This is a genomic window from Devosia sp. XGJD_8 (genome assembly GCF_046614475.1).
Lineage (GTDB): Bacteria > Pseudomonadota > Alphaproteobacteria > Rhizobiales > Devosiaceae > Devosia.
The window spans coordinates 2411177-2432271 of sequence record NZ_JBKJHF010000001.1 but is presented as its reverse complement, the minus strand read 5'-3'; the positions used below and the strand labels follow the sequence as shown (position 1 = coordinate 2432271).

Genomic DNA, 21095 nt, shown 5'->3' with positions numbered 1-21095 from the left:
CTCTAGAGACATTCGCGGCGCGCGGATGAACGCGCGCCGCGATCCATTTTCGTCAGGATTTACAAGATGACCGGTCAGAATATTCGCATCCGCCTCAAGGCGTTTGACCATCGCGTTCTCGATGCTTCGACGCGCGAGATCGTGTCGACGGCCAAGCGTACGGGCGCGCAGGTTCGCGGCCCGATCCCGCTGCCGACGCGAATCGACAAGTTTACCGTGAACCGCTCGCCGCACATCGACAAGAAGTCGCGCGAGCAGTTCGAGATCCGGACCCACAAGCGTCTGCTGGACATTGTGGACCCGACTCCCCAGACGGTCGATGCACTGATGAAGCTCGATCTCGCCGCCGGCGTCGACGTCGAAATCAAGCTCTGAAGTAACGAGTTTCCGCGCGTACCGAACAAAGGGTCCTCTGAAACCATGACCCGGTACAGCGCCAAATGAGAAGGTAATAACCGATGCGTTCTGGATTGATCGCACAGAAGCTGGGCATGACCCGCATTTTCGCTGAGGACGGCTCGCACGTTCCTGTGACGGTGCTGGGCCTGCAGAACTGCCAGGTGGTGGGCCAGCGGACCGCGGATAAGGACGGCTATGTCGCGCTGCAGCTTGGCGCTGGCCAGGCCAAGGCCAAGAACACGACCAAGGCAGAGCGCGGCCAGTTCGCCGTTGCCAAGGTCGAGCCCAAGCGTCACGTCGCGGAATTCCGCGTTGACGAAGCCAACCTCATCGAGGTCGGCGCGCAGCTGCAGGCTGACCATTTCGTCGAAGGCCAGCTGGTGGACGTCACCGGCACTTCGATCGGCAAGGGTTTTGCCGGCGGTATGAAGCGCTGGAACTTCGGCGGCCTGCGTGCAACGCACGGCGTGTCGGTTTCGCACCGCTCGATCGGTTCTACCGGTGGTCGTCAGGACCCGGGTAAGACCTTCAAGAACAAGAAGATGCCGGGCCATATGGGCGATCGTCGCATCACCACGCAGAACGTCAAGGTCGTCAAGACCGACGTCGAGCGCGGTTTGATCATGATCCAGGGTTCGGTTCCGGGCGCCAAGGGCGCTTGGATCATGATCAAGGACGCGGTGAAGAAGCCGGCCCCCAAGGGCGCTGCCTTCCCGGGCTCGTTCAAGGCCGCCGCTGAAGTCGCGGGGGAAGGTAACTAAATGGAACTCAAGGTCACAACCCTCGACGGCAAGGCCGCTGGTAGCATCCAGCTCGCCGACGACGTCTTCGGTCTGGAAGTCCGCCAGGACATCCTGCACCGCATGGTCCGTTATCAGCAGCTCAAGGCGATGGCTGGCACGCACGATGTGAAGCATCGTTCGGAAGGCGTCCGCACGGGCAAGAAGTTCGTGAAGCAGAAGGGCTCGGGCGGCGCTCGCCATGGCGATCGCAAGGCTCCGCAGTTCCGTGGCGGCGGCCGTGCATTCGGTCCGACCCCGCGCAGCCATGCCATCGATCTTCCCAAGAAGGTCCGCGCCCTGGCGCTGAAGCATGCCTTGTCGTCCAAGGCCAAGTCCGGCTCGCTGATCGTCGTCGACAGCATTGCCCAGAAGGAAACCAAGACCGCTGGTCTGCTGGCAACCTTCGGCAAGCTGGAATGGACCAACGCGCTGATCATCGATGGTGCAGCAGTGGACCAGCACTTCGCGCTGTCCGCCCGCAACATCCCGCATATCGACGTGCTGCCGGTGCAGGGGATCAACGTTGTGTCGATCCTCAAGCGCGACAAGCTCGTCCTGACCAAGGCAGCGCTCGAAGCGCTGGAAGCGAGGTTCGCATGAACAAGCTCAGCGCTTACGACATCGTTCGTAACCCCGTCGTGACTGAAAAGTCGACGATGGCTTCGGAAAACAACCAGGTCGTTTTCGACGTGGCGATCGATGCCAACAAGACCGATATCAAGGCTGCCGTCGAGCAGCTGTTCTCGGTCAAGGTCAAGGCAGTGAACACCCTGGTCCGCAAGGGCAAGGTGAAGCGCTTCCGTGGCAAGATTGGCACGCGCAACGACGTCAAGAAGGCGATCGTGACCCTCGTCGACGGCCAGTCGATCGATATTTCGACCGGCCTCTAAGGGATAAGAGACAAAAATGGCTCTGAAAACTTACAACCCCACCTCCGAAGGCCGTCGTCAGCTCGTGACGACCGATCGTTCGGAACTCTGGAAGGGCGCTCCGGTCAAGACCTTGACCCAGGGTCTGTCCAAGTCCGGTGGCCGCAACAACCGCGGCCGCATCACCTCGTTCCATCGTGGTGGTGGTCACAAGCGCACCTATCGCATGATCGACTTCAAGCGGGTCAAGTTCGACCAGGTTGGGACGATCGAGCGCCTGGAATATGATCCGAACCGCACGGCCTGGATCGCTCTGGTGAAGTACGAAGACGGCGAACTCGCCTATATCGTGGCACCGCAGCGCCTGTCGGCTGGCGACAAGGTCATCTCGTCGATGAACACTGTCGACGTGAAGCCGGGCAATGCCATGCCGCTCGAGCGCATGCCGGTCGGTACGATCGTGCACAATATCGAGCTCAAGCCCCGCAAGGGTGGCCAGGTCGCCCGTTCGGCCGGTGCCTATGCGCAGTATGTCGGTCGTGACCAGGGTTGGGCGATCCTTCGCCTGAACTCGGGCGAACAGCGCCGCGTGCATGGCACCTGCCTTGCAACCGTCGGCGCCGTGTCGAACCAGGATCACTCCAACACCTCGCTCGGCAAGGCCGGTCGTTCGCGTTGGCTGGGCCGCAAGCCCGTCAACCGCGGCGTGACCATGAACCCGATCGATCACCCGCATGGTGGTGGTGAAGGCCGTACCTCTGGTGGCCGTCACCCGGTTACCCCGTGGGGCAAGCCGACCAAGGGTAAGAAGACCCGCAGCAACAAGGCAACGGACAAGTTCATCGTTCGCAGCCGTCACGTGAAGAAGGGCAGGTAAGCCATGACCCGTTCAATCTGGAAGGGGCCGTTTGTCGACGGCTACATGCTCAAGAAGGCCGAGAAGGCCCTCGCGTCCGGCCGCAACGACGTGGTCAAGATCTGGAGCCGCCGTTCGACCATCCTGCCGCAGTTCGTTGGCATCACCTTTGGTGTGCACAATGGCCAGAAGCACGTACCGGTCAGCGTCACTGAAGACATGATCGGCCACAAGTTCGGCGAATTCGCACCGACCCGTACCTATTACGGTCATGCCGCCGACAAGAAGGCCAAGAGGAAGTAAGATGGGCAAGCCAAAAACCCAGCGCGCGCTCAAGGACAACGAGGCCAAGGCTGTGCTGCGCATGCTGCGCATCAGCCCCCAGAAGCTCAATCTTCTGGCCCAGTTGATCCGTGGCAAGAAGGTCGAGAAGGCTCTGGCCGAACTCGAATTCAGCCACAAGCGCATCTCCGGCCAGGTCAAGAAGGTGCTCGAGAGCGCCATTGCCAATGCCGAGAACAACCACGGTCTCGATACCGACGCCCTCGTCGTTGCCGAAGCCTATGTGGGCAACTCGCTCGTCATGAAGCGCTTTACCGCCCGTGGCCGTGGTCGTTCGTCGCAGATCCAGAAGCCGTTCGCGCATCTGACGATCATCGTCCGGCAAGTTGAGGAGGCCGCATAATGGGCCAGAAGATCAATCCAATCGGCTTCCGCCTCGGTATCAACCGTACGTGGGACAGCCGCTGGTTCGCCAACAAGGGCGAATACGGCACGCTGCTTCAGGAAGACCTGAAGATCCGTACGATGCTGCTGGAAGACCTCAAGGCCGCCGCGGTTTCGAAGATCGTCATCGAGCGTCCGCACCGCAAGTGCCGCGTGTCGATCCACACTGCCCGTCCGGGCATCGTGATCGGCAAGAAGGGCGCTGACATCGACAAGATCCGCGCCAAGGTGAAGAAGTTCACCGACAGCGAAGTGCACATCAACATCGTTGAAGTGCGCAAGCCGGAAACCGATGCGACGCTGGTTGCCCAGGGCATTGCCCAGCAGCTGGAACGCCGCGTGGCTTTCCGTCGCGCCATGAAGCGCGCCGTGCAGACGGCGATCCGCATGGGCGCCGGCGGCATCCGCGTGAATGTTGGTGGCCGTCTCGGTGGTGCCGATATCGCTCGTACCGAATGGTACCGCGAAGGTCGCGTTCCGCTGCACACGCTGCGCGCCGACATCGACTACGGCACTGCTGAAGCCAAGACCACCTATGGCATCATCGGTATCAAGGTCTGGGTGTTCAAGGGCGAAGTGCTCGAGCATGACCCCACTGCACACGAGCGTCGTGCAACCGAAGGCAACGACGGTGGCCAGCGCCAGGAACGCAGTGAACGTGGTCCCCGTCCTGATCGCGGTGACCGCGATCGCGAACGCGCATAAGAAGGTTAGTTCATTATGCTGCAACCTAAGAAGACCAAGTTCCGCAAGGCTCACAAGGGCCGCATCCATGGCGTTGCCAAGGGCGGCACCGACCTGGCTTTCGGCCAGTATGCCTTGAAGGCGACCGAACCCGAGCGCGTTACCGCTCGCCAGATCGAAGCGGCCCGCCGCGCGATCACCCGCGAGATGAAGCGCCAGGGCCGTGTATGGATCCGGATTTTCCCGGACGTGCCGGTTTCCAAGAAGCCGACTGAAGTTCGTATGGGTAAGGGCAAGGGTTCTGTTGAATTCTGGGCCGCCCGCGTGAAGCCCGGTCGTATCGTATTCGAGATCGACGGCGTCCCCGAGGACGTCGCCAAGGAAGCTCTGCGCCTCGGCGCCATGAAGCTCCCGATCATGACGCGGGTTGTTACCCGCATTGCCGACTAAGGACGATGAGCATGAAAGCCAGTGATGTGCGGAGCAAGACCGCAGACGAACTGAAGGACCAGCTCGTCGACCTGAAGAAAGAACAGTTCAACCTGCGTTTCCAGCGCGCTACCCAGCAGCTGGAAAAGCCGGCCCAGGTGAAGTCCGTCCGCCGCGACATCGCGCGGATCAAGACGATCCTGGCCGAAAAGAACGCAGCGAAGTAAGGAGCCGCGACCATGCCAAAGCGCGTATTGCAGGGGACTGTGGTCTCCGACGCCAATGATAAGACGGTCGTGGTGCGCGTCGAGCGCCGTTTCACGCATCCGGTAATGAAGAAGACCGTTCGCCGGTCCAAGAAGTATCATGCTCATGACGAGGCCAACCTGGCCAAGGTCGGGCAGATCGTCTGGATCGAAGAATGTGCGCCGATCTCCAAGAACAAGCGCTGGACGCTGGTTGTTGGCGCGGCACAGCAGGAAGGCGCCACGCCATGATCCAGATGCAGTCCAATCTCGATGTCGCCGACAATTCCGGCGCCAAGCGGGTCATGTGCATCAAGGTGCTGGGCGGTTCGCACCGCAAGTACGCTTCGGTCGGCGACATCATCGTCGTGTCGGTCAAGGATGCCATTCCTCGTGGTCGCGTGAAGAAGGGCCAGGTCATGAAGGCCGTGGTCGTTCGCACCGCGTTCGACATCCGTCGCCCCGATGGCACCGTGATCCGTTTCGACAAGAACGCCGCGGTTCTGATCAACAATCAGAAAGAGCCGATCGGCACCCGTATCTTCGGGCCGGTTCCGCGCGAGCTCCGTGCCAAGAACCACATGAAGATCATTTCGCTCGCACCCGAGGTGCTGTAATGGCTGCCAAGATCAAGAAGGGCGATAAGGTCGTCGTCCTGACTGGCAAGGACAAAGGCAAGACTGGCCAGGTCCTGTCGGTTATCCCGACCGAAACGAAGGCGCTTGTCCAGGGTATCAACCTGGTCCGTCGCCACACCAAGCAGACCGCGTCGACCGATGCCGGCATCTTCACCAAGGAAGCGCCGATCCACCTGTCGAACCTCGCGATCGCCGATAAGGATGGCAAGCCTTCCCGCGTCGGTTTCCAGATCAAGGACGGCGTGAAGACGCGCGTCGCCAAGTCGACCGGAGATTCGATCGATGGCTGAGACAGCTTACGTTCCGCGCCTTCGTACCGAGTACGAAGGCAATATCCGCAAGGCGTTGCAGGAGCAGTTCTCCTATACCAACGTCATGCAGATGCCCAAGCTCGAGAAGATCGTGCTGAACATCGGCGTTGGCGAAGCCGTCAACGACACCAAGAAGGTCAAGTCGGCTGCAGCCGAGCTGGAAAAGATCGCTGGCCAGAAGCCGGTCATCACCTACGCTCGCAAGTCGATCGCTGGCTTCAAGGTGCGTGAAAACATGCCGCTCGGCGTCAAGGTGACGCTGCGCAGCACCCGCATGTATGAGTTCCTGGACCGCCTGGTGAACATCGCGCTGCCGCGCGTTCGTGACTTCCGCGGGCTGAACCCGAAGTCCTTCGATGGTCGTGGCAACTATGCCATGGGCCTGAAGGAACACATCGTTTTCCCCGAAATCAACTACGATCAGATCGATCAGGTTTGGGGCATGGATATCGTGATCACGACGACCGCGAAGTCCGATGATGAAGCTCGTGCGCTGCTCAAGGCGTTCAACTTCCCCTTCCGCCAGTAAGCGGACAGGGAAGGGATAAAGGATTAGGATATGGCAAAGACCAGCTCCATCGTGAAGAACAACAAGCGCGCTGCGCTCGCCAAGCAGTATGCTGCCAAGCGCGCCGCTCTCAAGGCAAAGACCAAGGACCAGTCGGTCCCCATGGATGAGCGTTTCGCCGCCCAGCTGAAGCTGGCCGAGCTGCCGCGCAATTCCGCCAAGGTCCGCGTCCGCAACCGCTGCGAAGTCTCGGGTCGTCCCCGCGGCTTCTACCGCAAGCTGAAGATGAGCCGTATCGCTCTGCGTCAGCTGGGTAACCTGGGCCAGATCCCGGGTCTCGTGAAGTCGAGCTGGTAAGGAGAAACATCAGATGAGCTTTTCCGATCCCATCGGCGACATGCTGACCCGTATCCGCAACGCCCAGATGCGTCGCAAGAATTCCGTTTCGACTCCGGCATCGACCCTGCGTGGTCGCGTGCTGGATGTTCTCCAGTCCGAGGGTTTCATCCGCGGCTATTCGGAGACCAAGTTCGAGAATGGTGCTTCCGAGTACGAAATCGAACTCAAGTACTCGGACAACGAGGCGGTCATCCGCACGATCGAACGCGTTTCGCGTCCCGGCCGTCGCGTCTACGCCTCCGTGAAGAATATTCCGCAGGTTGCCAATGGCCTGGGTGTCTCGATCCTCTCCACCCCCAAGGGTGTGATGGCCGACCACGAAGCCAAGGCTGCCAACGTTGGTGGCGAGGTACTCTGCCGCGTGTTCTAAGGCCAAATGGCCTTAGGATCCGCGGTAAGACGATTACTCAAGGATTGAAATAGAATGTCACGTACTGGCAAAAAACCGGTTGCACCGGTAAGCGGCGTCACGGTCACCATCAATGGTCGCACCGTATCCGCCAAGGGCCCGAAGGGCGAATTGAGCATCGAGCTCATGGATGTCGTGAACGTGGAGCAGGGGGACGACGGCGTCTCCATCACTCCGGCGAACGATACCAAGTTTGCTCGTGCCGCCTGGGGCACTACCCGTGCACTGATCCAGAACATGGTCACCGGTGTTTCGACCGGCTTCGAAAAGAAGCTGGCGATCCAGGGCGTTGGCTATCGCGCCGCGATGCAGGGCAAGGATATCAAGCTCTCGCTTGGTTTCAGCCACGAAGTGATCTACGAAGCCCCCAAGGGTATTACGCTGGCTGTCCCGGCTCCGACGGAAATCGTCATTACCGGTATCGACAAGCAGCAGGTTGGCCAAGTTGCGGCGAACATTCGCGCGTGGCGCAAGCCTGAGCCCTACAAGGGCAAGGGTGTGCGGTACCTGGGCGAACAGGTCTTCCGCAAAGAAGGCAAGAAGAAGTAAGGAGCGCCTGCAATGGCTATCAGTGCAAAAGGTGCGGACCGCCGCAAGGCTCGTGTCCGCAAGGCGCTCAAGGCTCGTGCCTTCGGTCGTCCGCGTCTGTCGGTTTTCCGTTCGGACAAGAACATCTACGCCCAGATCATCGACGACAGCACGGGTCGTACCCTGGCTGCCGCTTCGACGCTCGACAAGGACGTCAAGGCCAAGGTCAAGAACGGCGCTACCGCCGAGGCCGCTGCGGCGATCGGCAAGTTGATTGCCGAGCGCGGCTCCAAGGCCGGCGTTGCCGAGGTCGTGTTCGATCGTGGTGCCTATATCTATCATGGCCGTGTGAAGGCCCTTGCAGACGCTGCCCGTGAGGGCGGCCTGCAGTTCTAGAACACGGCGAGGAAAGAGAATTATGAGCAGAGACGTTCAAGAGCGCGAAAGCGAATTCGTCGATCGCCTGGTCCACATCAACCGCGTGGCCAAGGTGGTCAAGGGTGGCCGTCGTTTCGGCTTCGCCGCACTCGTCGTTGTCGGCGACCAGAAGGGCCGCGTTGGCTTTGGTCACGGCAAGGCCCGTGAAGTTCCAGAAGCGATCCGCAAGGCAACCGAGCAGGCCAAGCGCCAGATGATCCGTGTTCCGCTGCGCGACGCGCGTACGCTGCACCACGACGTCGCTGGCCGCCACGGCGCCGGCAAGGTCATCCTGCGTGCCGCCGTTCCGGGTACCGGCATCATCGCCGGCGGTCCGATGCGCGCCGTGTTCGAAACGCTTGGCATCAACGACATCGTTGCCAAGTCGCAGGGCACTGCAAACCCATACAACATGGTGCGGGCCACCTTCGATGCGCTCAAGCGCGTCGACAGCCCTCGCTCGGTTGCTTCCCGCCGCGGCCTCAAGGTTTCGGAACTGCAGGCTCGCCGCGGCGAGACTGCGGTCGAAGCTTGATCGCCGGTCAGGAGATAAATCATGGCTGAGAAAAAGACCCTTATTGTCAAGCAGATCGGTTCGCCGATCCGCCGTGACAAGGTGCAGCGCGCGACCCTGATCGGTCTCGGGCTGAACAAGATGAACAAAGAGCGCGAGCTGATCGATACGCCCGAAGTCCGCGGCATGATCAACAAGCTTCCGCACCTCGTCCGCGTTATTGGCGAGTAAGGAGCAATCATGACCCGTTTGAACGAACTTCGCGACAATCCCGGCGCCAACAAGGTCCGCATCCGTGTCGGCCGTGGCATCGGTTCCGGCAAGGGCAAGACCGGTGGTCGCGGCGGCAAGGGCCAGACCGCACGCTCGGGCGTTGCGATCAACGGCTTCGAAGGCGGCCAGATGCCCCTTCACATGCGTATGCCAAAGCGCGGCTTCAACGCTTTCAATCCCAAGGATTGGAACGAAGTCCGCGTTGACCGCATCCAGGCCTATATCGACGCCGGCAAGCTCGACGCCAAGGGCGTGATCGATGCCGACGCGCTCATCGCTGCCCGCGTGATCCGTCGCGCCAAGGACGGCGTCCGCCTGATCGGCGCTGCCGGCTTCACCTCCAAGAAGGTCACCTTCAAGGTCAATTACGCGACCAAGGGTGCTCTGGCGGCCGTGGAAGCAGGTGGTGGCAAGGTTGATCTCATCCCGGCCAAAGAGCCCTGGAAGAAGACCCCTTACGCCGGTTAATTCCGACACTATTGCGCATCCGGCCGCGGGCCGGGTGCGCTTTTTGGTTTGTTGCGTTAGGGACGTAGATGCATATGCTCCCGAAGCGCTCCGAGCGCACCTGGCCTTGAAGCCATAGGGAGCGATACATGGCGTCCGCAGCCGAACAGCTGGCACGTAATCTCAATTTTTCGACCTTTTCCAAGGCGAAGGCTCTGCAGCAGCGCATCTGGTTCACACTGGGCGCGCTGCTCGTCTATCGTCTGGGCACGTTCATTCCCGTCCCGGGCATCGATCCCGATGCGTTCCGCGCGACGTTCGAACAGAGCCAGCAGGGCATTATCGGCATGTTCAACATGTTCGCCGGCGGTGCCGTCGAGCGCATGGCGATCTTTGCCCTGAACCTTATTCCCTACATCACCGCATCCATCGTGGTGCAGGTGGTCTCGACCGCGTCGCCTCGGCTCGAGGCCCTCAAGAAGGAGGGTGGCGAAGCCGGTCGTCGCAAGATGAACCAGTATACCCGCTACCTAGCCGTGGTGTTCTGCGCCGTGCAGGCCTATGGCATTGCCGTCGGGCTCGAGGCGAGCCAGGGCGTCGTGCTCAATCCGGGCTGGTTCTTCCGCATCTCGACCGTGATTACCCTGGTCGGCGGCACCATGTTCCTGATGTGGCTGGGTGAGCAGATCACCGCCCGCGGCGTCGGCAACGGTATTTCGCTGATCATCTTTGCCGGCATCGTGGCCAATCTGCCCACGACCATTGCCCAGACGCTCGAGCTGAGCCGTACGGGGGCCATTCCGGGCATTGCCGGCGTGGGCATGCTGGTGCTGGCCCTGGTAGTCATCGCGGTCATCGTGTTCTTCGAACGCGCCCAGCGCCGCCTGTTGATCCAGTATCCAAAGCGCCAGGTCGGGAACAAGATGTTCCAGGGCGACAGCTCGCATCTGCCGCTCAAGCTGAACACGTCGGGTGTTATCCCGGTGATCTTCGGCTCGTCGCTGCTGCTGCTGCCGGCAACCATTGCGTCCTTCGCGGCGCAGGGGAATGCGCCGCAGTGGCTGCAGGTGGTGACGGCGCTGCTGGGCCGCGGCCAGCCGCTCTATCTGGCGCTGTTCGCCTTCTTCATCATCTTCTTCGCCTTCTTCTATACGGCGATCGTGTTCAATCCGACCGAGACGGCCGATAACCTCAAGCGTTCCGGCGGCTTCATTCCGGGCATCCGCCCGGGTGAGCGGACGGCGCAGCACATAGATTACGTGCTGACTCGCATTACGGTCATCGGTGCGCTCTATCTGACCGTGGTGGCGCTGATTCCCGAAGTGCTGTTCAGCCAGCTGGCCATCAGCCAGTTCATCGGCGGCACGTCGCTGCTGATCATGGTGACGGTGACCCTCGATACGGTCAGCCAGATCCAGAGCCACCTGATCGCCCAGCAGTATGAGGGGCTGGTCAAGAAGTCCCGTCTTGGAGGAGGCAAGCGTCGATGAGGTTGATACTGCTCGGACCGCCGGGAGCGGGGAAGGGGACCCAGGCCAAGATTCTGGTGGAGGCCTATGGCATCCCCCAGCTGTCCACGGGTGACATCCTGCGCTCTGCCATTGCCGCCAAGACCCCGCTGGGTCTGGAGGCCAAGGCGATCGTGGATCGCGGCGACCTGGTGTCAGATGCCATCGTCAATGGCATCGTGTCGGAGCGCCTCGACGCCGAGGACTGCAAGCCCGGCTTCATCCTCGACGGCTTCCCGCGCACCATCGCGCAGGCCGAAGCGCTCGACCAGATGCTGATCGACAAGGGCGTCAAGCTCAACGCGGTCATCGAGATCAAGGCCGATGCCGACGAATTGGTGCGCCGGGTTGTCCAGCGCGCCAAGGAATCCGGCGGGGCCCGCGCCGACGACAATGAGGAAGTGCTGCGCAAGCGCCTCGGCGTCTACCAGGAGCAGACCGCTCCGCTGGTCGCCTACTATTCCGAAGAGGGCCTGCTCAAGGCCGTCGACGGCATGGAACCGGTCGACCAGGTGACCGCTGCCATCAAGGCTGCGATCGCACACTGAATACGGGTTTGGTTTGGCAGTTGACTCTGCGGAATCGAGCCCTTAAAGAACCGCGTCAGTCTCATGGATTATTGGGCTGGATTCGGTTCTCCACTTGTTGGGGGTCGAATTCGGTCCCTTGTTGTTATAAGGGCGCCAGCCGTGATGGTTCGCGCTGAATGAAGGAGAGCAGACGTGGCTCGTATTGCTGGCGTCAATATCCCGACCAATAAGCGTGTTGTCATCGCGCTTCAGTATATCCACGGGATCGGCGACAAGTTCGCCCTGGATATCTGCACCAAGGTCGGCATTCCGGTCGAGCGCCGTGTGAACGAGCTCACCGATGCCGAAGTCATCCAGATCCGTGAGGCCATCGACCGCGACTACGTCGTCGAGGGTGATCTTCGCCGCAACGTGGCGATGAACATCAAGCGGCTGATGGACCTGGGCAACTACCGTGGCCTGCGTCATCGTCGTGGCCTTCCGGTCCGCGGCCAGCGCACCCATACCAATGCCCGCACCCGCAAGGGCCCGGCAAAGGCAATCGCCGGCAAGAAGAAGTAAGAACCCGACCCTCGGGTTCTTCGATGTAGCTGCTGGGGCATTCTGCTAACGGCAGCGCTGATATCGTTCAGAGGAATTACATGGCTAAGACTGAAACCACGCGCGTCAAGCGCAAGGAACGCAAGAACATCACTTCGGGCGTTGCCCACGTGAATGCTTCGTTCAACAACACCATGATCACCATCGCTGACATGCAGGGCAACACGATTTCGTGGTCCTCCTCGGGTGTCATGGGTTTCAAGGGTTCGCGCAAGTCGACCCCGTATGCGGCCCAGGTTGCTGCTGAAGATGCTGCCAAGAAGGCGCAGGAACACGGCATGAAGACCCTCGAGGTCGAAGTGCGCGGTCCTGGTTCGGGGCGTGAGTCCGCTCTCCGCGCGCTGCAGGCTGCCGGCTTCAACGTCACCTCGATCCGTGACGTGACCTCGATCCCGCACAATGGCTGCCGCCCGCGCAAGCGGCGCCGCGTCTAATCTAGACCGATTGAAGTGCTCCCGGCCGATTGAATGGGCCGGGAGTCTTATTGCGTTTGCGGCGGTGCGGCTCGGGCTGGGGCCGCGATTTTGAAAGGACATAACCGTGACGATCCAGAGGAACTGGCAAGAACTGATCAAGCCGACCAAGCTGGAGATTGTTTCGGGCAGCGACAACGCGCGCGTGGCCTCGGTAGTTGCCGAGCCGCTTGAGCGCGGTTACGGGCTTACCTTGGGTAATGCTCTTCGTCGCGTGCTGCTGTCGTCGCTTCAGGGCGCGGCAGTTACCGCAATCCAGATTGACGGCATCCTGCATGAATTCTCCTCGCTTCCGGGCGTGCGGGAAGACATCACCGATCTCGTCCTCAACGTGAAGGAAATCGCGTTGAAGATGGGCGGCGAGGGCCCCAAGCGTCTGGCACTCTCCAAGCAGGGACCCGGTGCGGTCACCGCTGGCGACATCAAGGTCACCGGCGATATCGAAGTGTTGAACCCCGAGCTGGTGATCTGCCATCTCGACGACGGCGCCGAGATCAACATCGAGTTCACCGTCGACACCGGCAAGGGCTATGTTGCCGCCGACAAGAACCGTCCCGAAGACGCCCCGATCGGCTATATCCCGGTCGATGCGCTGTTTTCGCCGGTCCGTCGCGTCAGCTACAAGGTCGATGCCACCCGCGCGGGTGAAAGCCTCGACAAGGACAAGCTGACCCTGCAGATCGAGACCAATGGCGCCGTGTCGCCGGATGATGCCGTGGCCTATGCCGCGCGCATTCTCCAGGACCAGCTGTCGGTATTCGTTAACTTCGAAGAGCCCAGCAAGGAAAAGGCCCAGGATTCGGTTCCCGAACTGGCCTTCAACCCGGCGCTGCTCAAGAAGGTCGACGAACTCGAGCTGTCGGTTCGTTCGGCGAACTGCCTGAAGAACGACAACATCGTCTATATCGGCGACCTGATCCAGAAGACGGAAGCCGAGATGCTGCGGACGCCGAATTTCGGCCGCAAGTCGCTCAACGAAATCAAGGAAGTCCTGGCACAGATGGGGCTTCATCTCGGAATGGACGTTGCCAACTGGCCACCCGAGAATATCGATGACCTCGCCAAGCGCTACGAAGATCACTATTGATCGCGCGCTGCCAAGCCCTTTAGGAGACAACCATGCGCCACGGTAATTCAGGCCGCAAACTCAACCGGACTGCCAGCCACCGCAAGGCAATGTTCGCCAATATGTCCGCCGCGCTGATCAAGCACGAGCAGATCGTCACGACCCTGCCCAAGGCGAAGGACCTGCGTCCGATCGTCGAAAAGCTGATCACGCTGGGCAAGCGCGGCGACCTGCATGCTCGCCGCCAGGCGATCGCCCAGATCCGCGACGAAGGCCAGGTCGCCAAGCTCTTTGCCGTGCTTGGCCCGCGCTACAAGGAACGCCAGGGCGGTTACATCCGCATCATGAAGGCTGGCTTCCGCTATGGCGATAACGCCCCGATGGCCGTGATCGAGTTCGTCGATCGCGACGTCAATGCCAAGGGCCTCGACAGCGGCCCCGTGCAGGTGCGCGACGACGAGGACGAATACGAAGCCGCGTAAGCGTCTGTCGTTCGAGAATTGAAAACGGCCACGGTTCATTCCGTGGCCGTTTTGCTTTGGGTGCCGGCCGGTCGGGAACCTCGGCTGGCACACAAATACTGCGCTGACGCAGTCAGCCCCTGCGCTCCAGACCCCAAGCGTCATAGAGGGTTTTCAGTTCGGCCATGGACTGGCAGTAGGCCCGGGGCAGGTCGGTGCCATCCACCATGCTGCGATAGCGGGCGCCATTGTGCCGGGATGCCACGGCCACCCAATGAATCATCGACCATTTGATGCTGTCGCGGCTGCCCTCCAGCGCCCCCGGCCGGTGACGCTCGAACAGCGTGCGTCGAAAATAGCGCAGCAGCCGCAGCCAGTGGTTTTCATCGAGCACGATGGCGCCGGTCGCGCGTGCCAATCGCTCCGCTGTGAGGGCGCTGTAATTGCCATCCATGATCCAGGCGGGCTCGGCAATTGCCGCGCGCTGTAGGGTATGGAACTCGTCCTTTGGACGCGGCACCCAGTCGCTATGGGGTTGATGGTGCAACTGGTCGAGATGCACCGCCGGGATGGCCAGCCTGGACGAGAGGGCTGCCGCCAGGGTCGATTTGCCCGAATTGGATGGGCCGAAGATGACAATGCGGCGGCCGAGATCGGCCAAAGGCGGGATGGGGTGCATTTTCAGTTCCGATATAGGTGGATCGGGGTGGAAAAGGCTCAGACAAAAATCCCCGCCGAAGCGGGGATCAGATTTTGTGTTGCGGCCGATTATTCCGGCTGCTGATCCTTGCCGGTATAGACGTCCTCGACCCAGTACTGGTCGCGGCGGTCAAAGCCGTTGAAGGGGGTCAGCGACGCCTGGGTATAGGCGCCCATCAGGCCGAACTCGATCCAGTCGTCCTCGTCGATATCGGCGGGCAGGGTGAAGACCTGGGGGAGCACGTCATAGCTGTCGCAGGTGGGGCCCCAGATGGTGAACTCGGAGAATTCGGCATCATTGTCATGCACGCGCGGCCCGCGCCACACCCGCACCGGCGGGGTGAAGTGCATGAACTTGACTTCCATCAGGCTGCCATAGGCGCCGTCATTGACATAGACCGACTGGCCGCCGCGCTGATGCTTCACGCGCAGCAGCAGCGAGGTGGATGAGGTCACCAGCGCGCGGCCGGGCTCGATGATGAGTTCCGGCTTGCGCTTTTCGCCGAAATGATCGGACACGGCCGTGGCAATGGTCTCGAAGTAGTAGTCCATCGGCGGCGCTTCGCTGGTCGGGTAGGGGGCCGGGTAGCCACCACCGATATTGAGGCGCTTGAGCTCGATGCCAGCCTCGTCGACGATGCGCGCGGCCGCTGCGATATGGCGCTCATAGGCGTAGGCATCTTCGCACTGGCTGCCGACATGGAAGCAGAGGCTGGGCGTATAGCCCATCTTCTCGACAGCGGTGACGATTTCGGCCGCGCCCTGTTCCATGACGCCGAACTTGATGCCGAAGTCATAGGACTTGAGCGCCTTTCCGGCCTTGAAGCGGGTGGTGACTTCGACGTCGCGCGAGGGGGAGACCACGGCGGCGAGCTGGTCGAGCTGCTGGGGGTGGTCGATTGTGAAGGAGCGGACGCCGAACTCTTCGTAGGCGCGGGCGATCTCGCGCTTGTTCTTGATGGGGTTGTTGTAGTGCATGACCGCGCCCGGCGCGTAGTCGCGGACCAGTTCCATCTCGGTGTTGGATGCCACGTCGAAGGCCTTGACGCCTTCCTGGTGCAGCTGGGCGATGATGTGCGGGGAGGGGTTGCACTTGACCGCATAGGTCAGCAGTCCGTCAAAGCCCTTCTTGAAGACCTTCGTGGCCTTGTGAAGCTCACGTTCGGAGAACAGGAAAGCCGGAAAGTCCGGCTGTTCGGCCGCGATCAGGGCGGAGGTGTTCGGGTAAACGTGCTTCGGCTCGGTGGTCATCGACGACTGGCCTTTCGGGGCTGGGGAATGCGTGAAACGAGCGCTGCATATAGGGCTCACGGACCCCTGGCGCAAACGATTATTTGCCCGGCAATTGCGACCGTCGCGTGACGCCATTTTCATGACAGAATTCAAGCGTTTGCCTCGGCTCGTGCGATAGACGAGGTGGTTCGATGAACATGCGGTCGCTGATGCTTGCAGTCGGGACGGTGGTGGTTCTCGCGGTTGGGGGCACGCTGGCCTTTTCACCCTGGAATGCCCCGAGCCTGGCCCAGGCGGACACATTGGCGCCGGCCGAGGATGGGCGGCAGGTGCCCGAGAGCGACGCGCAGGTCAAACTGAGCTTTGCACCGGTGGTGCGCGCGGTCGCTCCCTCGGTCGTCAATGTCTATGCCACCCGCATCGAGCAGCAGGCGGTTTCGCCCTTTGCCAATGATCCCTTCTTCTCGCGGTTCTTCGGGCAGGGCCAGTTCCAGAGCCGGCCGCGCCAGTCGCAGTCGCTTGGGTCTGGCGTGATTGTCGAGGCAAGCGGGGTCATCCTGACCAATCGGCATGTGATCGAGGGCGCCACCGATGTGCGCATCGCCTTGTCCGACGGGCGGGAATATGCCGTGGACATCGTGATCGAGGATGCCCAGACCGACCTGGCCGTGCTGCGGGTGCGGGAGCCCGGCGGGGCGGCCTTTCCCGCGATCGGCTTTGCGGATTCCGACGCCTTGCAGGTGGGAGACCTGGTGCTGGCCATCGGCAATCCCTTCGGGGTGGGGCAGACTGTGACCAGCGGCATCGTCTCGGCCCTGGCCCGGACGGGCGTCGAGAGTTCGGATTACGAGTTCTTTATCCAGACCGATGCGGCGATCAATCCAGGCAATTCCGGCGGCGCACTTGTCGACCTCGACGGGCAACTGGTTGGGATCAATACCGCCATCTATTCCCAGACCGGCGGCTCTGTCGGCATTGGCTTTGCCATTCCGGCCAATATGGCGCGGCTGGTCGCCGAGGCCGGCGTCAGCGGAGGCGAGATCGTTCGCCCCTGGTTTGGCGCCAAGCTGCAGGCGGTCAATGCCGATATTGCCGCCAGCCTGGGCATGGCAGCGCCGCACGGCGCGCTGATTGCCGAAGTGGCGCCGGATGGGCCGGCCGACCGGGCGGGGTTTGCCGCAGGCGATGTCATCCTGTCGGTGGATGGCGTGGCGGTCGACGACCCCAGTGCGTTCAATTTCCGTTTAGCCACCAAGCCGATCGGGCAGGCGACCACGCTGGAGCGGTTGCGCGGCGGCGTGAGCGAGGCGGTCTCGTTCACTGTCGAGGCAGCGCCCGCGGCCGGGGCCGACATGGTTGCCAGCATCGTGGGCAATTCCCGCTTTGCCGGCACCAGTGTGCGCCAGCTCGACGCGGCGCTGGCCGAGGCCAAGGGGCTGCCCTATGATGCCGAGGGCGTCATCGTGACAGCGGTGCAGCCGGGCTCCCCGGCCGAGCAGATGGGCCTGCGCGTGGACGACATCATCCTGGCGCTCAACGACATGCCGATGAACACGGCCCGCGCCTTTGCCGATGTGGCCAACCAGCGGGTGCGGACCTGGCAGATCATCCTGCAGCGGGACGGACGGGTCACGCGGAGTATTGTCAGCGGGTAGGGCCTCCGGCACGGCTGTAACAGCGCGCCGCAATCCGCTAGAAGACAGCCATGTCCGATCTCTTCGCCGCCGACTCCTCCGAAACCGACCGCGCCCGGCCGCTGGCCGATCAACTGCGTCCGCGCTCGCTCGACGAGGTCATCGGGCAGACACACCTGCTGGGGCCAGACGGCACGCTGCGCCGCATGATCGCCAGCGGGCGGCTGGGTTCGCTCATCCTCTGGGGGCCGCCGGGCACGGGCAAGACAACGGTGGCGCGACTGCTGGCCGACCAGATCGGCTATACGTTCGAGCAGATTTCGGCGGTATTTTCCGGCGTCGCCGACCTCAAGAAAGTGTTCGAGAAGGCGCGGTTCGAGCGCTTTTCCGGGCATCGGACGCTGCTGTTTGTCGACGAAATCCACCGCTTCAACCGCGCCCAGCAGGATGGCTTTCTGCCGGTGATGGAGGACGGCACGGTGGTGCTGGTCGGCGCCACCACTGAAAATCCGTCTTTTGAACTCAACGCGGCTTTGCTGTCGCGCAGCCAGGTGCTGCGGTTCGAGTCGCTGGGTCTTGAGGATCTCGAAAAGCTGGTGCAGCGGGCCGAGGCGCTGACCGGGGCGGCGCTGCCGCTCGATGCGGAGGCGCGCCATACGCTCCTGACGCTGGCGGACGGCGACGGGCGGGCGCTGCTGGGGCTGGTAGAGGAAGTGCTGGCCTCGGCCAAGGCCGGTGAAACGCTGGATGCGGCGACCATGCTCACGGTCATCCAGCGCCGGGCGCCGATCTATGACAAGGCGCAGGACGGCCACTACAACCTGATCTCGGCCCTGCACAAGACCATCCGCGGTTCGGACCCGGATGCGGCGCTGTACTATTTTGCGCGCATGCTCGATGCGGGGGAGGATCCGCTGTTTCTGGCGCGCCGACTGATCCGCATGGCCTCCGAAGATATCGGGCTGGCCGATCCGCAGGCGCTGACGCTGGCCGTGGCGGCCCGGGACGCCTTCCAGATGCTGGGCTCGCCCGAGGGCGAGCTGGCCCTGGCGCAGGTGGTGGTCTATCTGGCGCTCGCGCCGAAGTCGAATGCCGTCTATACGGCCTTCAAGCAGGCCATGGGCGTCGCCAAGGCAACCGGCTCACCCATGCCGCCCATGGTGATCCTCAACGCTCCCACCAAGCTCATGAAGGGCTCCGGCTATGGCGAGGGCTATATCTACGACCACGATACGCCGGAAGCCTTCTCGGGGCAGGAGTATTTTCCAGAGAAGATCGGCCGGCAGAAGTTCTACGAGCCGGTGGAACGCGGCTTCGAACGCGACCTGCGGAAGCGGATCGATTATTTCGAGCGGCTGCGGGCGGTCAAGCGGGGTGACGCCGAGTGAGAGACATGCCAGCAGCGCCCATTGAGCGGCCGGAGCACACCTGAATGTATCCCTTCATCCTCGTCGGCGCCGGTGGCGCGATTGGTGCCATGGCACGCTATGGGCTTGCCAGCGCTGTCGGCCGGCTGTGGCCCATGGGTTTTCCGCTGGCTACGCTGCTGATCAACATCATCGGCTCCTGCGCGATGGGCGTTTTCGTTGGTCTCATGGCGCGCTTCCTGCCCGATTGGCAGGAGGATGCGCGGCTCTTCGTGGCCGTCGGCCTGCTCGGTGGATTCACGACATTCTCGTCGTTTTCGCTCGATACGATCGTGCTGATCGAGCGCGGCGCGTTGCTGCAGGCTGGGGCCTATGTGTTGTTGTCGGTTGTGGTTTGCGTCATTGGGCTTTATCTCGGGCTTTTGGTGACCCGAGGCGTGGCATGAGTGGCGTTCAACAGCGGCAGGTGAATGACGATGAAGACGGGATGCGTCTTGATCGCTGGTTCGCCACCCATTTCCCCCAGCTGGGTTTCGGGCGGCTGCAGAAGCTGATCCGCAATGGCGAGATCAAGGTCGACAAGGCCAAGGTGACCACCAGCACGCGCCTGGCGCCCGGGCAGACCGTGCGCATCCCGCCGATCGACGATGCGGAGACGGTCAAGCCGGTCAAGCTCAACGATGCCGATGCGGAATTCCTTCGCGGGTTGATCCTCTATGAGGACGAGGACATCTATGTCTTCAACAAGCCGCATGGCCTGGCGGTGCAGGGCGGCAGCGGCACCAAGCGGCATCTGGACGGCATGCTCAAGAGCCTGCCCAACAAGAAGGGCGAGGCGCCGCGCCTGGTGCATCGCCTCGACCGCGACACGTCCGGCTGTCTTGTCGTCGCCAAGACCAAGCAGGCTGCCAGCCATTTCGGCAATGTGTTTCGCTCGCGCTCGGCCCGCAAGATCTACTGGGCCATCGTGGCTGGTAACCCGCATCCGCAGCAGGGCGAAATCTCGTGCTTCCTGGCCCGCCAGAGCACCGAGGACGGCGAGCAGATGGTGGTCGTGCGGAACGGCGCTCCCAATGCGCAGCACTCGCTAAGCTATTATTCGACCACCGACACGGCCAGCAAACGCTTCGCCTGGGTGACGCTGAAGCCGGTGACAGGCCGCACGCACCAGCTGCGCGTGCATATGGCGCAGCTGGGCACGCCGATCATCGGCGATCCGCGCTATTTCAACATCGAGAACTGGCAGGGCGCCCCTGGGCTCAGCGAAGGGCTGCACCTGCATGCCCGTCGCATTGCCATCCCGCTGCGCAATGGCAAGCGGCTGGATATTTCGGCGCCGCTGCCGCCGCATATGCGGCAGAGCTTCGAGACGCTGGGCTTTGACCCAGACCGGTACGATGTCAGCGGCGATCCGGAGGATGGCGCGTGAAGCTCGTCGTCTTTGACATGGATGGCACGCTGATCGACACGCAGGCGCTGATCGCCGAGCACATGGCGACGACGTTTCTGGGCGCAGGCCTCGCGGCGCCGACCCCGGCGCAGTCGCGCCGGATCATCGGGCTGTCGCTGCCGCTGGCCATGGCGCGGCTCTCCCACAGCGACGATCCGATACTGATCGACAAGCTCGTCAACGACTACCGGGCGCATTATCGTGCCGCGCTGTTGACCGAGGACAGCCGCGAAGGACTGTTTCCGGGCGCAATGGAGGCGCTGCAGCGGCTTCGGGAGATGCCCGACGTCCAGCTGGGCATTGCGACCGGCAAGGGCCTCGGCGGCGTGCACCGCATCCTGGCGCTGCATGGCCTGTCGGACTATTTCGTCACCCTGCAGACGCCGGACCACAATCCATCCAAGCCGGATCCCGGCATGCTGGAGACGGCGATGCGCGAGACCGGGGCGACGCGCGCCGAGACCGTGATGATCGGCGACACCACCTTCGATATCGAGATGGGCGTTGCGGCGGGCTGCAAGACCATCGGCGTCACCTGGGGCTATCACGAGCCGCGCGAGCTGATCGCGGTGGGCGCCCATACCATGATCGACCGCTACGACCAGCTCGACGCTGCGGTTCGCCAACTTCTGGACTAGAC

The 21095-nt window shown here is 62.2% G+C and carries 34 protein-coding genes; 32 read left to right on the top strand and 2 right to left on the bottom strand.

Annotated elements, in window-relative coordinates:
• Positions 1-66: 66 nt before the first annotated feature.
• From rpsJ to rplQ, 27 genes are all read left to right on the top strand, one after another.
• Positions 67-375 (top strand): 30S ribosomal protein S10, encoded by a 309-nt coding sequence (rpsJ, locus tag ACLI1C_RS11540; RefSeq protein ID WP_411396986.1) that lies wholly within the window; start codon positions 67-69, stop codon positions 373-375.
• Between the two features lie 83 nt (positions 376-458).
• Complete coding sequence (gene rplC, locus ACLI1C_RS11535) at positions 459-1160, top strand: 50S ribosomal protein L3 (RefSeq protein ID WP_240229339.1); 702 nt, start codon at positions 459-461, stop codon at positions 1158-1160.
• Positions 1161-1781, top strand: a complete 621-nt coding sequence (rplD, locus tag ACLI1C_RS11530) for a 50S ribosomal protein L4 (protein WP_411396984.1) — start codon at positions 1161-1163, stop codon at positions 1779-1781.
• Positions 1778-2071, top strand: a complete 294-nt coding sequence (locus ACLI1C_RS11525) for a 50S ribosomal protein L23 (RefSeq protein ID WP_092184726.1) — start codon at positions 1778-1780, stop codon at positions 2069-2071. Before rplD ends, ACLI1C_RS11525 begins: the two co-directional genes overlap by 4 nt.
• A 16-nt stretch (positions 2072-2087) precedes the next feature.
• Positions 2088-2927, top strand: coding sequence for a 50S ribosomal protein L2 (gene rplB / locus ACLI1C_RS11520; RefSeq protein WP_411396983.1), 840 nt, complete (start codon positions 2088-2090; stop codon positions 2925-2927).
• A gap of 3 nt (positions 2928-2930) precedes the next feature.
• A complete protein-coding gene (gene rpsS / locus ACLI1C_RS11515) occupies positions 2931-3209 on the top strand; it encodes a 30S ribosomal protein S19 (protein WP_240229335.1) in 279 nt (92 codons plus the stop codon).
• Position 3210: 1 nt separating this feature from the next.
• Complete coding sequence (rplV, locus tag ACLI1C_RS11510; protein WP_411396981.1) at positions 3211-3591, top strand: 50S ribosomal protein L22; 381 nt, start codon at positions 3211-3213, stop codon at positions 3589-3591.
• Positions 3591-4337 (top strand): 30S ribosomal protein S3, encoded by a 747-nt coding sequence (gene rpsC, locus ACLI1C_RS11505; protein WP_411396980.1) that lies wholly within the window; start codon positions 3591-3593, stop codon positions 4335-4337. The genes rplV and rpsC overlap by 1 nt, the downstream gene beginning before the upstream one ends.
• A 15-nt stretch (positions 4338-4352) precedes the next feature.
• A complete protein-coding gene (rplP, locus tag ACLI1C_RS11500; RefSeq protein ID WP_035102630.1) occupies positions 4353-4766 on the top strand; it encodes a 50S ribosomal protein L16 in 414 nt (137 codons plus the stop codon).
• An 11-nt stretch (positions 4767-4777) separates the two neighbouring features.
• On the top strand, positions 4778-4972 hold the full coding sequence (rpmC, locus tag ACLI1C_RS11495) for a 50S ribosomal protein L29 (RefSeq protein WP_411396979.1): 195 nt from the start codon (positions 4778-4780) through the stop codon (positions 4970-4972).
• Positions 4973-4984: 12 nt separating this feature from the next.
• Entirely contained in the window at positions 4985-5242 is a 258-nt protein-coding gene (gene rpsQ, locus ACLI1C_RS11490; RefSeq protein ID WP_411396978.1) for a 30S ribosomal protein S17, read from the top strand.
• The gene (rplN, locus tag ACLI1C_RS11485) at positions 5239-5607 is read left to right on the top strand and encodes a 50S ribosomal protein L14 (RefSeq protein ID WP_046138380.1); all 369 of its coding nucleotides are present in this window, start codon (positions 5239-5241) and stop codon (positions 5605-5607) included. Before rpsQ ends, rplN begins: the two co-directional genes overlap by 4 nt.
• Entirely contained in the window at positions 5607-5918 is a 312-nt protein-coding gene (rplX, locus tag ACLI1C_RS11480; RefSeq protein WP_212657692.1) for a 50S ribosomal protein L24, read from the top strand. The genes rplN and rplX overlap by 1 nt, the downstream gene beginning before the upstream one ends.
• Entirely contained in the window at positions 5911-6468 is a 558-nt protein-coding gene (rplE, locus tag ACLI1C_RS11475; RefSeq protein WP_411396976.1) for a 50S ribosomal protein L5, read from the top strand. The genes rplX and rplE overlap by 8 nt, the downstream gene beginning before the upstream one ends.
• A 30-nt stretch (positions 6469-6498) precedes the next feature.
• Entirely contained in the window at positions 6499-6804 is a 306-nt protein-coding gene (gene rpsN / locus ACLI1C_RS11470) for a 30S ribosomal protein S14 (RefSeq protein ID WP_411396975.1), read from the top strand.
• A gap of 13 nt (positions 6805-6817) precedes the next feature.
• Positions 6818-7216 carry a 30S ribosomal protein S8 gene (gene rpsH / locus ACLI1C_RS11465; RefSeq protein ID WP_046172880.1) on the top strand — a complete coding sequence of 133 codons (399 nt, stop codon included), beginning with the start codon at positions 6818-6820 and terminating at the stop codon, positions 7214-7216.
• A 54-nt stretch (positions 7217-7270) separates the two neighbouring features.
• The gene (rplF, locus tag ACLI1C_RS11460) at positions 7271-7804 is read left to right on the top strand and encodes a 50S ribosomal protein L6 (RefSeq protein ID WP_411396974.1); all 534 of its coding nucleotides are present in this window, start codon (positions 7271-7273) and stop codon (positions 7802-7804) included.
• 12 nt (positions 7805-7816) lie between these two features.
• Entirely contained in the window at positions 7817-8179 is a 363-nt protein-coding gene (gene rplR, locus ACLI1C_RS11455) for a 50S ribosomal protein L18 (RefSeq protein WP_411396973.1), read from the top strand.
• 22 nt (positions 8180-8201) lie between these two features.
• Positions 8202-8735 (top strand): 30S ribosomal protein S5, encoded by a 534-nt coding sequence (gene rpsE / locus ACLI1C_RS11450; protein WP_240229327.1) that lies wholly within the window; start codon positions 8202-8204, stop codon positions 8733-8735.
• A gap of 21 nt (positions 8736-8756) precedes the next feature.
• Entirely contained in the window at positions 8757-8945 is a 189-nt protein-coding gene (rpmD, locus tag ACLI1C_RS11445; protein WP_046172884.1) for a 50S ribosomal protein L30, read from the top strand.
• A 9-nt stretch (positions 8946-8954) separates the two neighbouring features.
• A complete protein-coding gene (gene rplO, locus ACLI1C_RS11440) occupies positions 8955-9455 on the top strand; it encodes a 50S ribosomal protein L15 (RefSeq protein WP_411396972.1) in 501 nt (166 codons plus the stop codon).
• Between the two features lie 128 nt (positions 9456-9583).
• Positions 9584-10924, top strand: coding sequence for a preprotein translocase subunit SecY (gene secY / locus ACLI1C_RS11435; RefSeq protein ID WP_411396971.1), 1341 nt, complete (start codon positions 9584-9586; stop codon positions 10922-10924).
• Positions 10921-11490 (top strand): adenylate kinase, encoded by a 570-nt coding sequence (locus tag ACLI1C_RS11430; protein ID WP_411396970.1) that lies wholly within the window; start codon positions 10921-10923, stop codon positions 11488-11490. Before secY ends, ACLI1C_RS11430 begins: the two co-directional genes overlap by 4 nt.
• A gap of 174 nt (positions 11491-11664) precedes the next feature.
• Positions 11665-12033 carry a 30S ribosomal protein S13 gene (rpsM, locus tag ACLI1C_RS11425; protein WP_305579684.1) on the top strand — a complete coding sequence of 123 codons (369 nt, stop codon included), beginning with the start codon at positions 11665-11667 and terminating at the stop codon, positions 12031-12033.
• A gap of 80 nt (positions 12034-12113) precedes the next feature.
• Positions 12114-12506, top strand: a complete 393-nt coding sequence (gene rpsK, locus ACLI1C_RS11420) for a 30S ribosomal protein S11 (protein ID WP_035102656.1) — start codon at positions 12114-12116, stop codon at positions 12504-12506.
• Between the two features lie 100 nt (positions 12507-12606).
• On the top strand, positions 12607-13632 hold the full coding sequence (locus ACLI1C_RS11415; RefSeq protein ID WP_332686223.1) for a DNA-directed RNA polymerase subunit alpha: 1026 nt from the start codon (positions 12607-12609) through the stop codon (positions 13630-13632).
• Positions 13633-13664: 32 nt separating this feature from the next.
• Positions 13665-14093: a 50S ribosomal protein L17 gene (gene rplQ, locus ACLI1C_RS11410; RefSeq protein WP_411396969.1), complete on the top strand. Its 429-nt coding sequence runs from the start codon at positions 13665-13667 to the stop codon at positions 14091-14093.
• A gap of 112 nt (positions 14094-14205) precedes the next feature.
• Here the strand turns inward: rplQ and ACLI1C_RS11405 are convergent, their stop codons facing one another.
• Both ACLI1C_RS11405 and ACLI1C_RS11400 read right to left on the bottom strand, forming a co-directional pair.
• The gene (locus ACLI1C_RS11405; RefSeq protein ID WP_411396968.1) at positions 14206-14751 is read right to left on the bottom strand and encodes an AAA family ATPase; all 546 of its coding nucleotides are present in this window, start codon (positions 14749-14751) and stop codon (positions 14206-14208) included.
• Between the two features lie 89 nt (positions 14752-14840).
• On the bottom strand, positions 14841-16022 hold the full coding sequence (locus ACLI1C_RS11400; RefSeq protein WP_411396967.1) for a hypothetical protein: 1182 nt from the start codon (positions 16020-16022) through the stop codon (positions 14841-14843).
• Positions 16023-16195: 173 nt separating this feature from the next.
• On the opposite strand from ACLI1C_RS11400, the gene ACLI1C_RS11395 reads away from it, so the two are divergent.
• The 5 genes from ACLI1C_RS11395 to ACLI1C_RS11375 are packed head-to-tail and all read left to right on the top strand — an operon-like array spanning position 16196 to position 21093.
• Positions 16196-17659 (top strand): Do family serine endopeptidase, encoded by a 1464-nt coding sequence (locus ACLI1C_RS11395; protein ID WP_411396966.1) that lies wholly within the window; start codon positions 16196-16198, stop codon positions 17657-17659.
• A gap of 50 nt (positions 17660-17709) precedes the next feature.
• Positions 17710-19026, top strand: coding sequence for a replication-associated recombination protein A (locus ACLI1C_RS11390; RefSeq protein WP_411396965.1), 1317 nt, complete (start codon positions 17710-17712; stop codon positions 19024-19026).
• A gap of 44 nt (positions 19027-19070) precedes the next feature.
• The gene (crcB, locus tag ACLI1C_RS11385) at positions 19071-19451 is read left to right on the top strand and encodes a fluoride efflux transporter CrcB (protein WP_411396964.1); all 381 of its coding nucleotides are present in this window, start codon (positions 19071-19073) and stop codon (positions 19449-19451) included.
• Positions 19448-20434, top strand: coding sequence for an RluA family pseudouridine synthase (locus ACLI1C_RS11380; RefSeq protein ID WP_411396963.1), 987 nt, complete (start codon positions 19448-19450; stop codon positions 20432-20434). The genes crcB and ACLI1C_RS11380 overlap by 4 nt, the downstream gene beginning before the upstream one ends.
• Complete coding sequence (locus tag ACLI1C_RS11375) at positions 20431-21093, top strand: HAD family hydrolase (protein ID WP_411396962.1); 663 nt, start codon at positions 20431-20433, stop codon at positions 21091-21093. Before ACLI1C_RS11380 ends, ACLI1C_RS11375 begins: the two co-directional genes overlap by 4 nt.
• Positions 21094-21095 lie beyond the last annotated feature (2 nt).

Bases quoted from the DNA above. Each gene is read 5' to 3' on its own strand.
- rpsJ (WP_411396986.1), top strand. From the start codon at position 67: ATGACCGGTCAGAATATTCGCATCCGCCTCAAGGCGTTTGACCATCGC.
- rplC (WP_240229339.1), top strand. From the start codon at position 459: ATGCGTTCTGGATTGATCGCACAGAAGCTGGGCATGACCCGCATTTTC.
- rplD (WP_411396984.1), top strand. From the start codon at position 1,161: ATGGAACTCAAGGTCACAACCCTCGACGGCAAGGCCGCTGGTAGCATC.
- ACLI1C_RS11525 (WP_092184726.1), top strand. From the start codon at position 1,778: ATGAACAAGCTCAGCGCTTACGACATCGTTCGTAACCCCGTCGTGACT.
- rplB (WP_411396983.1), top strand. From the start codon at position 2,088: ATGGCTCTGAAAACTTACAACCCCACCTCCGAAGGCCGTCGTCAGCTC.
- rpsS (WP_240229335.1), top strand. From the start codon at position 2,931: ATGACCCGTTCAATCTGGAAGGGGCCGTTTGTCGACGGCTACATGCTC.
- rplV (WP_411396981.1), top strand. From the start codon at position 3,211: ATGGGCAAGCCAAAAACCCAGCGCGCGCTCAAGGACAACGAGGCCAAG.
- rpsC (WP_411396980.1), top strand. From the start codon at position 3,591: ATGGGCCAGAAGATCAATCCAATCGGCTTCCGCCTCGGTATCAACCGT.
- rplP (WP_035102630.1), top strand. From the start codon at position 4,353: ATGCTGCAACCTAAGAAGACCAAGTTCCGCAAGGCTCACAAGGGCCGC.
- rpmC (WP_411396979.1), top strand. From the start codon at position 4,778: ATGAAAGCCAGTGATGTGCGGAGCAAGACCGCAGACGAACTGAAGGAC.
- rpsQ (WP_411396978.1), top strand. From the start codon at position 4,985: ATGCCAAAGCGCGTATTGCAGGGGACTGTGGTCTCCGACGCCAATGAT.
- rplN (WP_046138380.1), top strand. From the start codon at position 5,239: ATGATCCAGATGCAGTCCAATCTCGATGTCGCCGACAATTCCGGCGCC.
- rplX (WP_212657692.1), top strand. From the start codon at position 5,607: ATGGCTGCCAAGATCAAGAAGGGCGATAAGGTCGTCGTCCTGACTGGC.
- rplE (WP_411396976.1), top strand. From the start codon at position 5,911: ATGGCTGAGACAGCTTACGTTCCGCGCCTTCGTACCGAGTACGAAGGC.
- rpsN (WP_411396975.1), top strand. From the start codon at position 6,499: ATGGCAAAGACCAGCTCCATCGTGAAGAACAACAAGCGCGCTGCGCTC.
- rpsH (WP_046172880.1), top strand. From the start codon at position 6,818: ATGAGCTTTTCCGATCCCATCGGCGACATGCTGACCCGTATCCGCAAC.
- rplF (WP_411396974.1), top strand. From the start codon at position 7,271: ATGTCACGTACTGGCAAAAAACCGGTTGCACCGGTAAGCGGCGTCACG.
- rplR (WP_411396973.1), top strand. From the start codon at position 7,817: ATGGCTATCAGTGCAAAAGGTGCGGACCGCCGCAAGGCTCGTGTCCGC.
- rpsE (WP_240229327.1), top strand. From the start codon at position 8,202: ATGAGCAGAGACGTTCAAGAGCGCGAAAGCGAATTCGTCGATCGCCTG.
- rpmD (WP_046172884.1), top strand. From the start codon at position 8,757: ATGGCTGAGAAAAAGACCCTTATTGTCAAGCAGATCGGTTCGCCGATC.
- rplO (WP_411396972.1), top strand. From the start codon at position 8,955: ATGACCCGTTTGAACGAACTTCGCGACAATCCCGGCGCCAACAAGGTC.
- secY (WP_411396971.1), top strand. From the start codon at position 9,584: ATGGCGTCCGCAGCCGAACAGCTGGCACGTAATCTCAATTTTTCGACC.
- ACLI1C_RS11430 (WP_411396970.1), top strand. From the start codon at position 10,921: ATGAGGTTGATACTGCTCGGACCGCCGGGAGCGGGGAAGGGGACCCAG.
- rpsK (WP_035102656.1), top strand. From the start codon at position 12,114: ATGGCTAAGACTGAAACCACGCGCGTCAAGCGCAAGGAACGCAAGAAC.
- rplQ (WP_411396969.1), top strand. From the start codon at position 13,665: ATGCGCCACGGTAATTCAGGCCGCAAACTCAACCGGACTGCCAGCCAC.
- ACLI1C_RS11405 (WP_411396968.1), bottom strand. From the start codon at position 14,751: ATGCACCCCATCCCGCCTTTGGCCGATCTCGGCCGCCGCATTGTCATC.
- ACLI1C_RS11400 (WP_411396967.1), bottom strand. From the start codon at position 16,022: ATGACCACCGAGCCGAAGCACGTTTACCCGAACACCTCCGCCCTGATC.
- ACLI1C_RS11395 (WP_411396966.1), top strand. From the start codon at position 16,196: ATGAACATGCGGTCGCTGATGCTTGCAGTCGGGACGGTGGTGGTTCTC.
- ACLI1C_RS11390 (WP_411396965.1), top strand. From the start codon at position 17,710: ATGTCCGATCTCTTCGCCGCCGACTCCTCCGAAACCGACCGCGCCCGG.
- crcB (WP_411396964.1), top strand. From the start codon at position 19,071: ATGTATCCCTTCATCCTCGTCGGCGCCGGTGGCGCGATTGGTGCCATG.
- ACLI1C_RS11380 (WP_411396963.1), top strand. From the start codon at position 19,448: ATGAGTGGCGTTCAACAGCGGCAGGTGAATGACGATGAAGACGGGATG.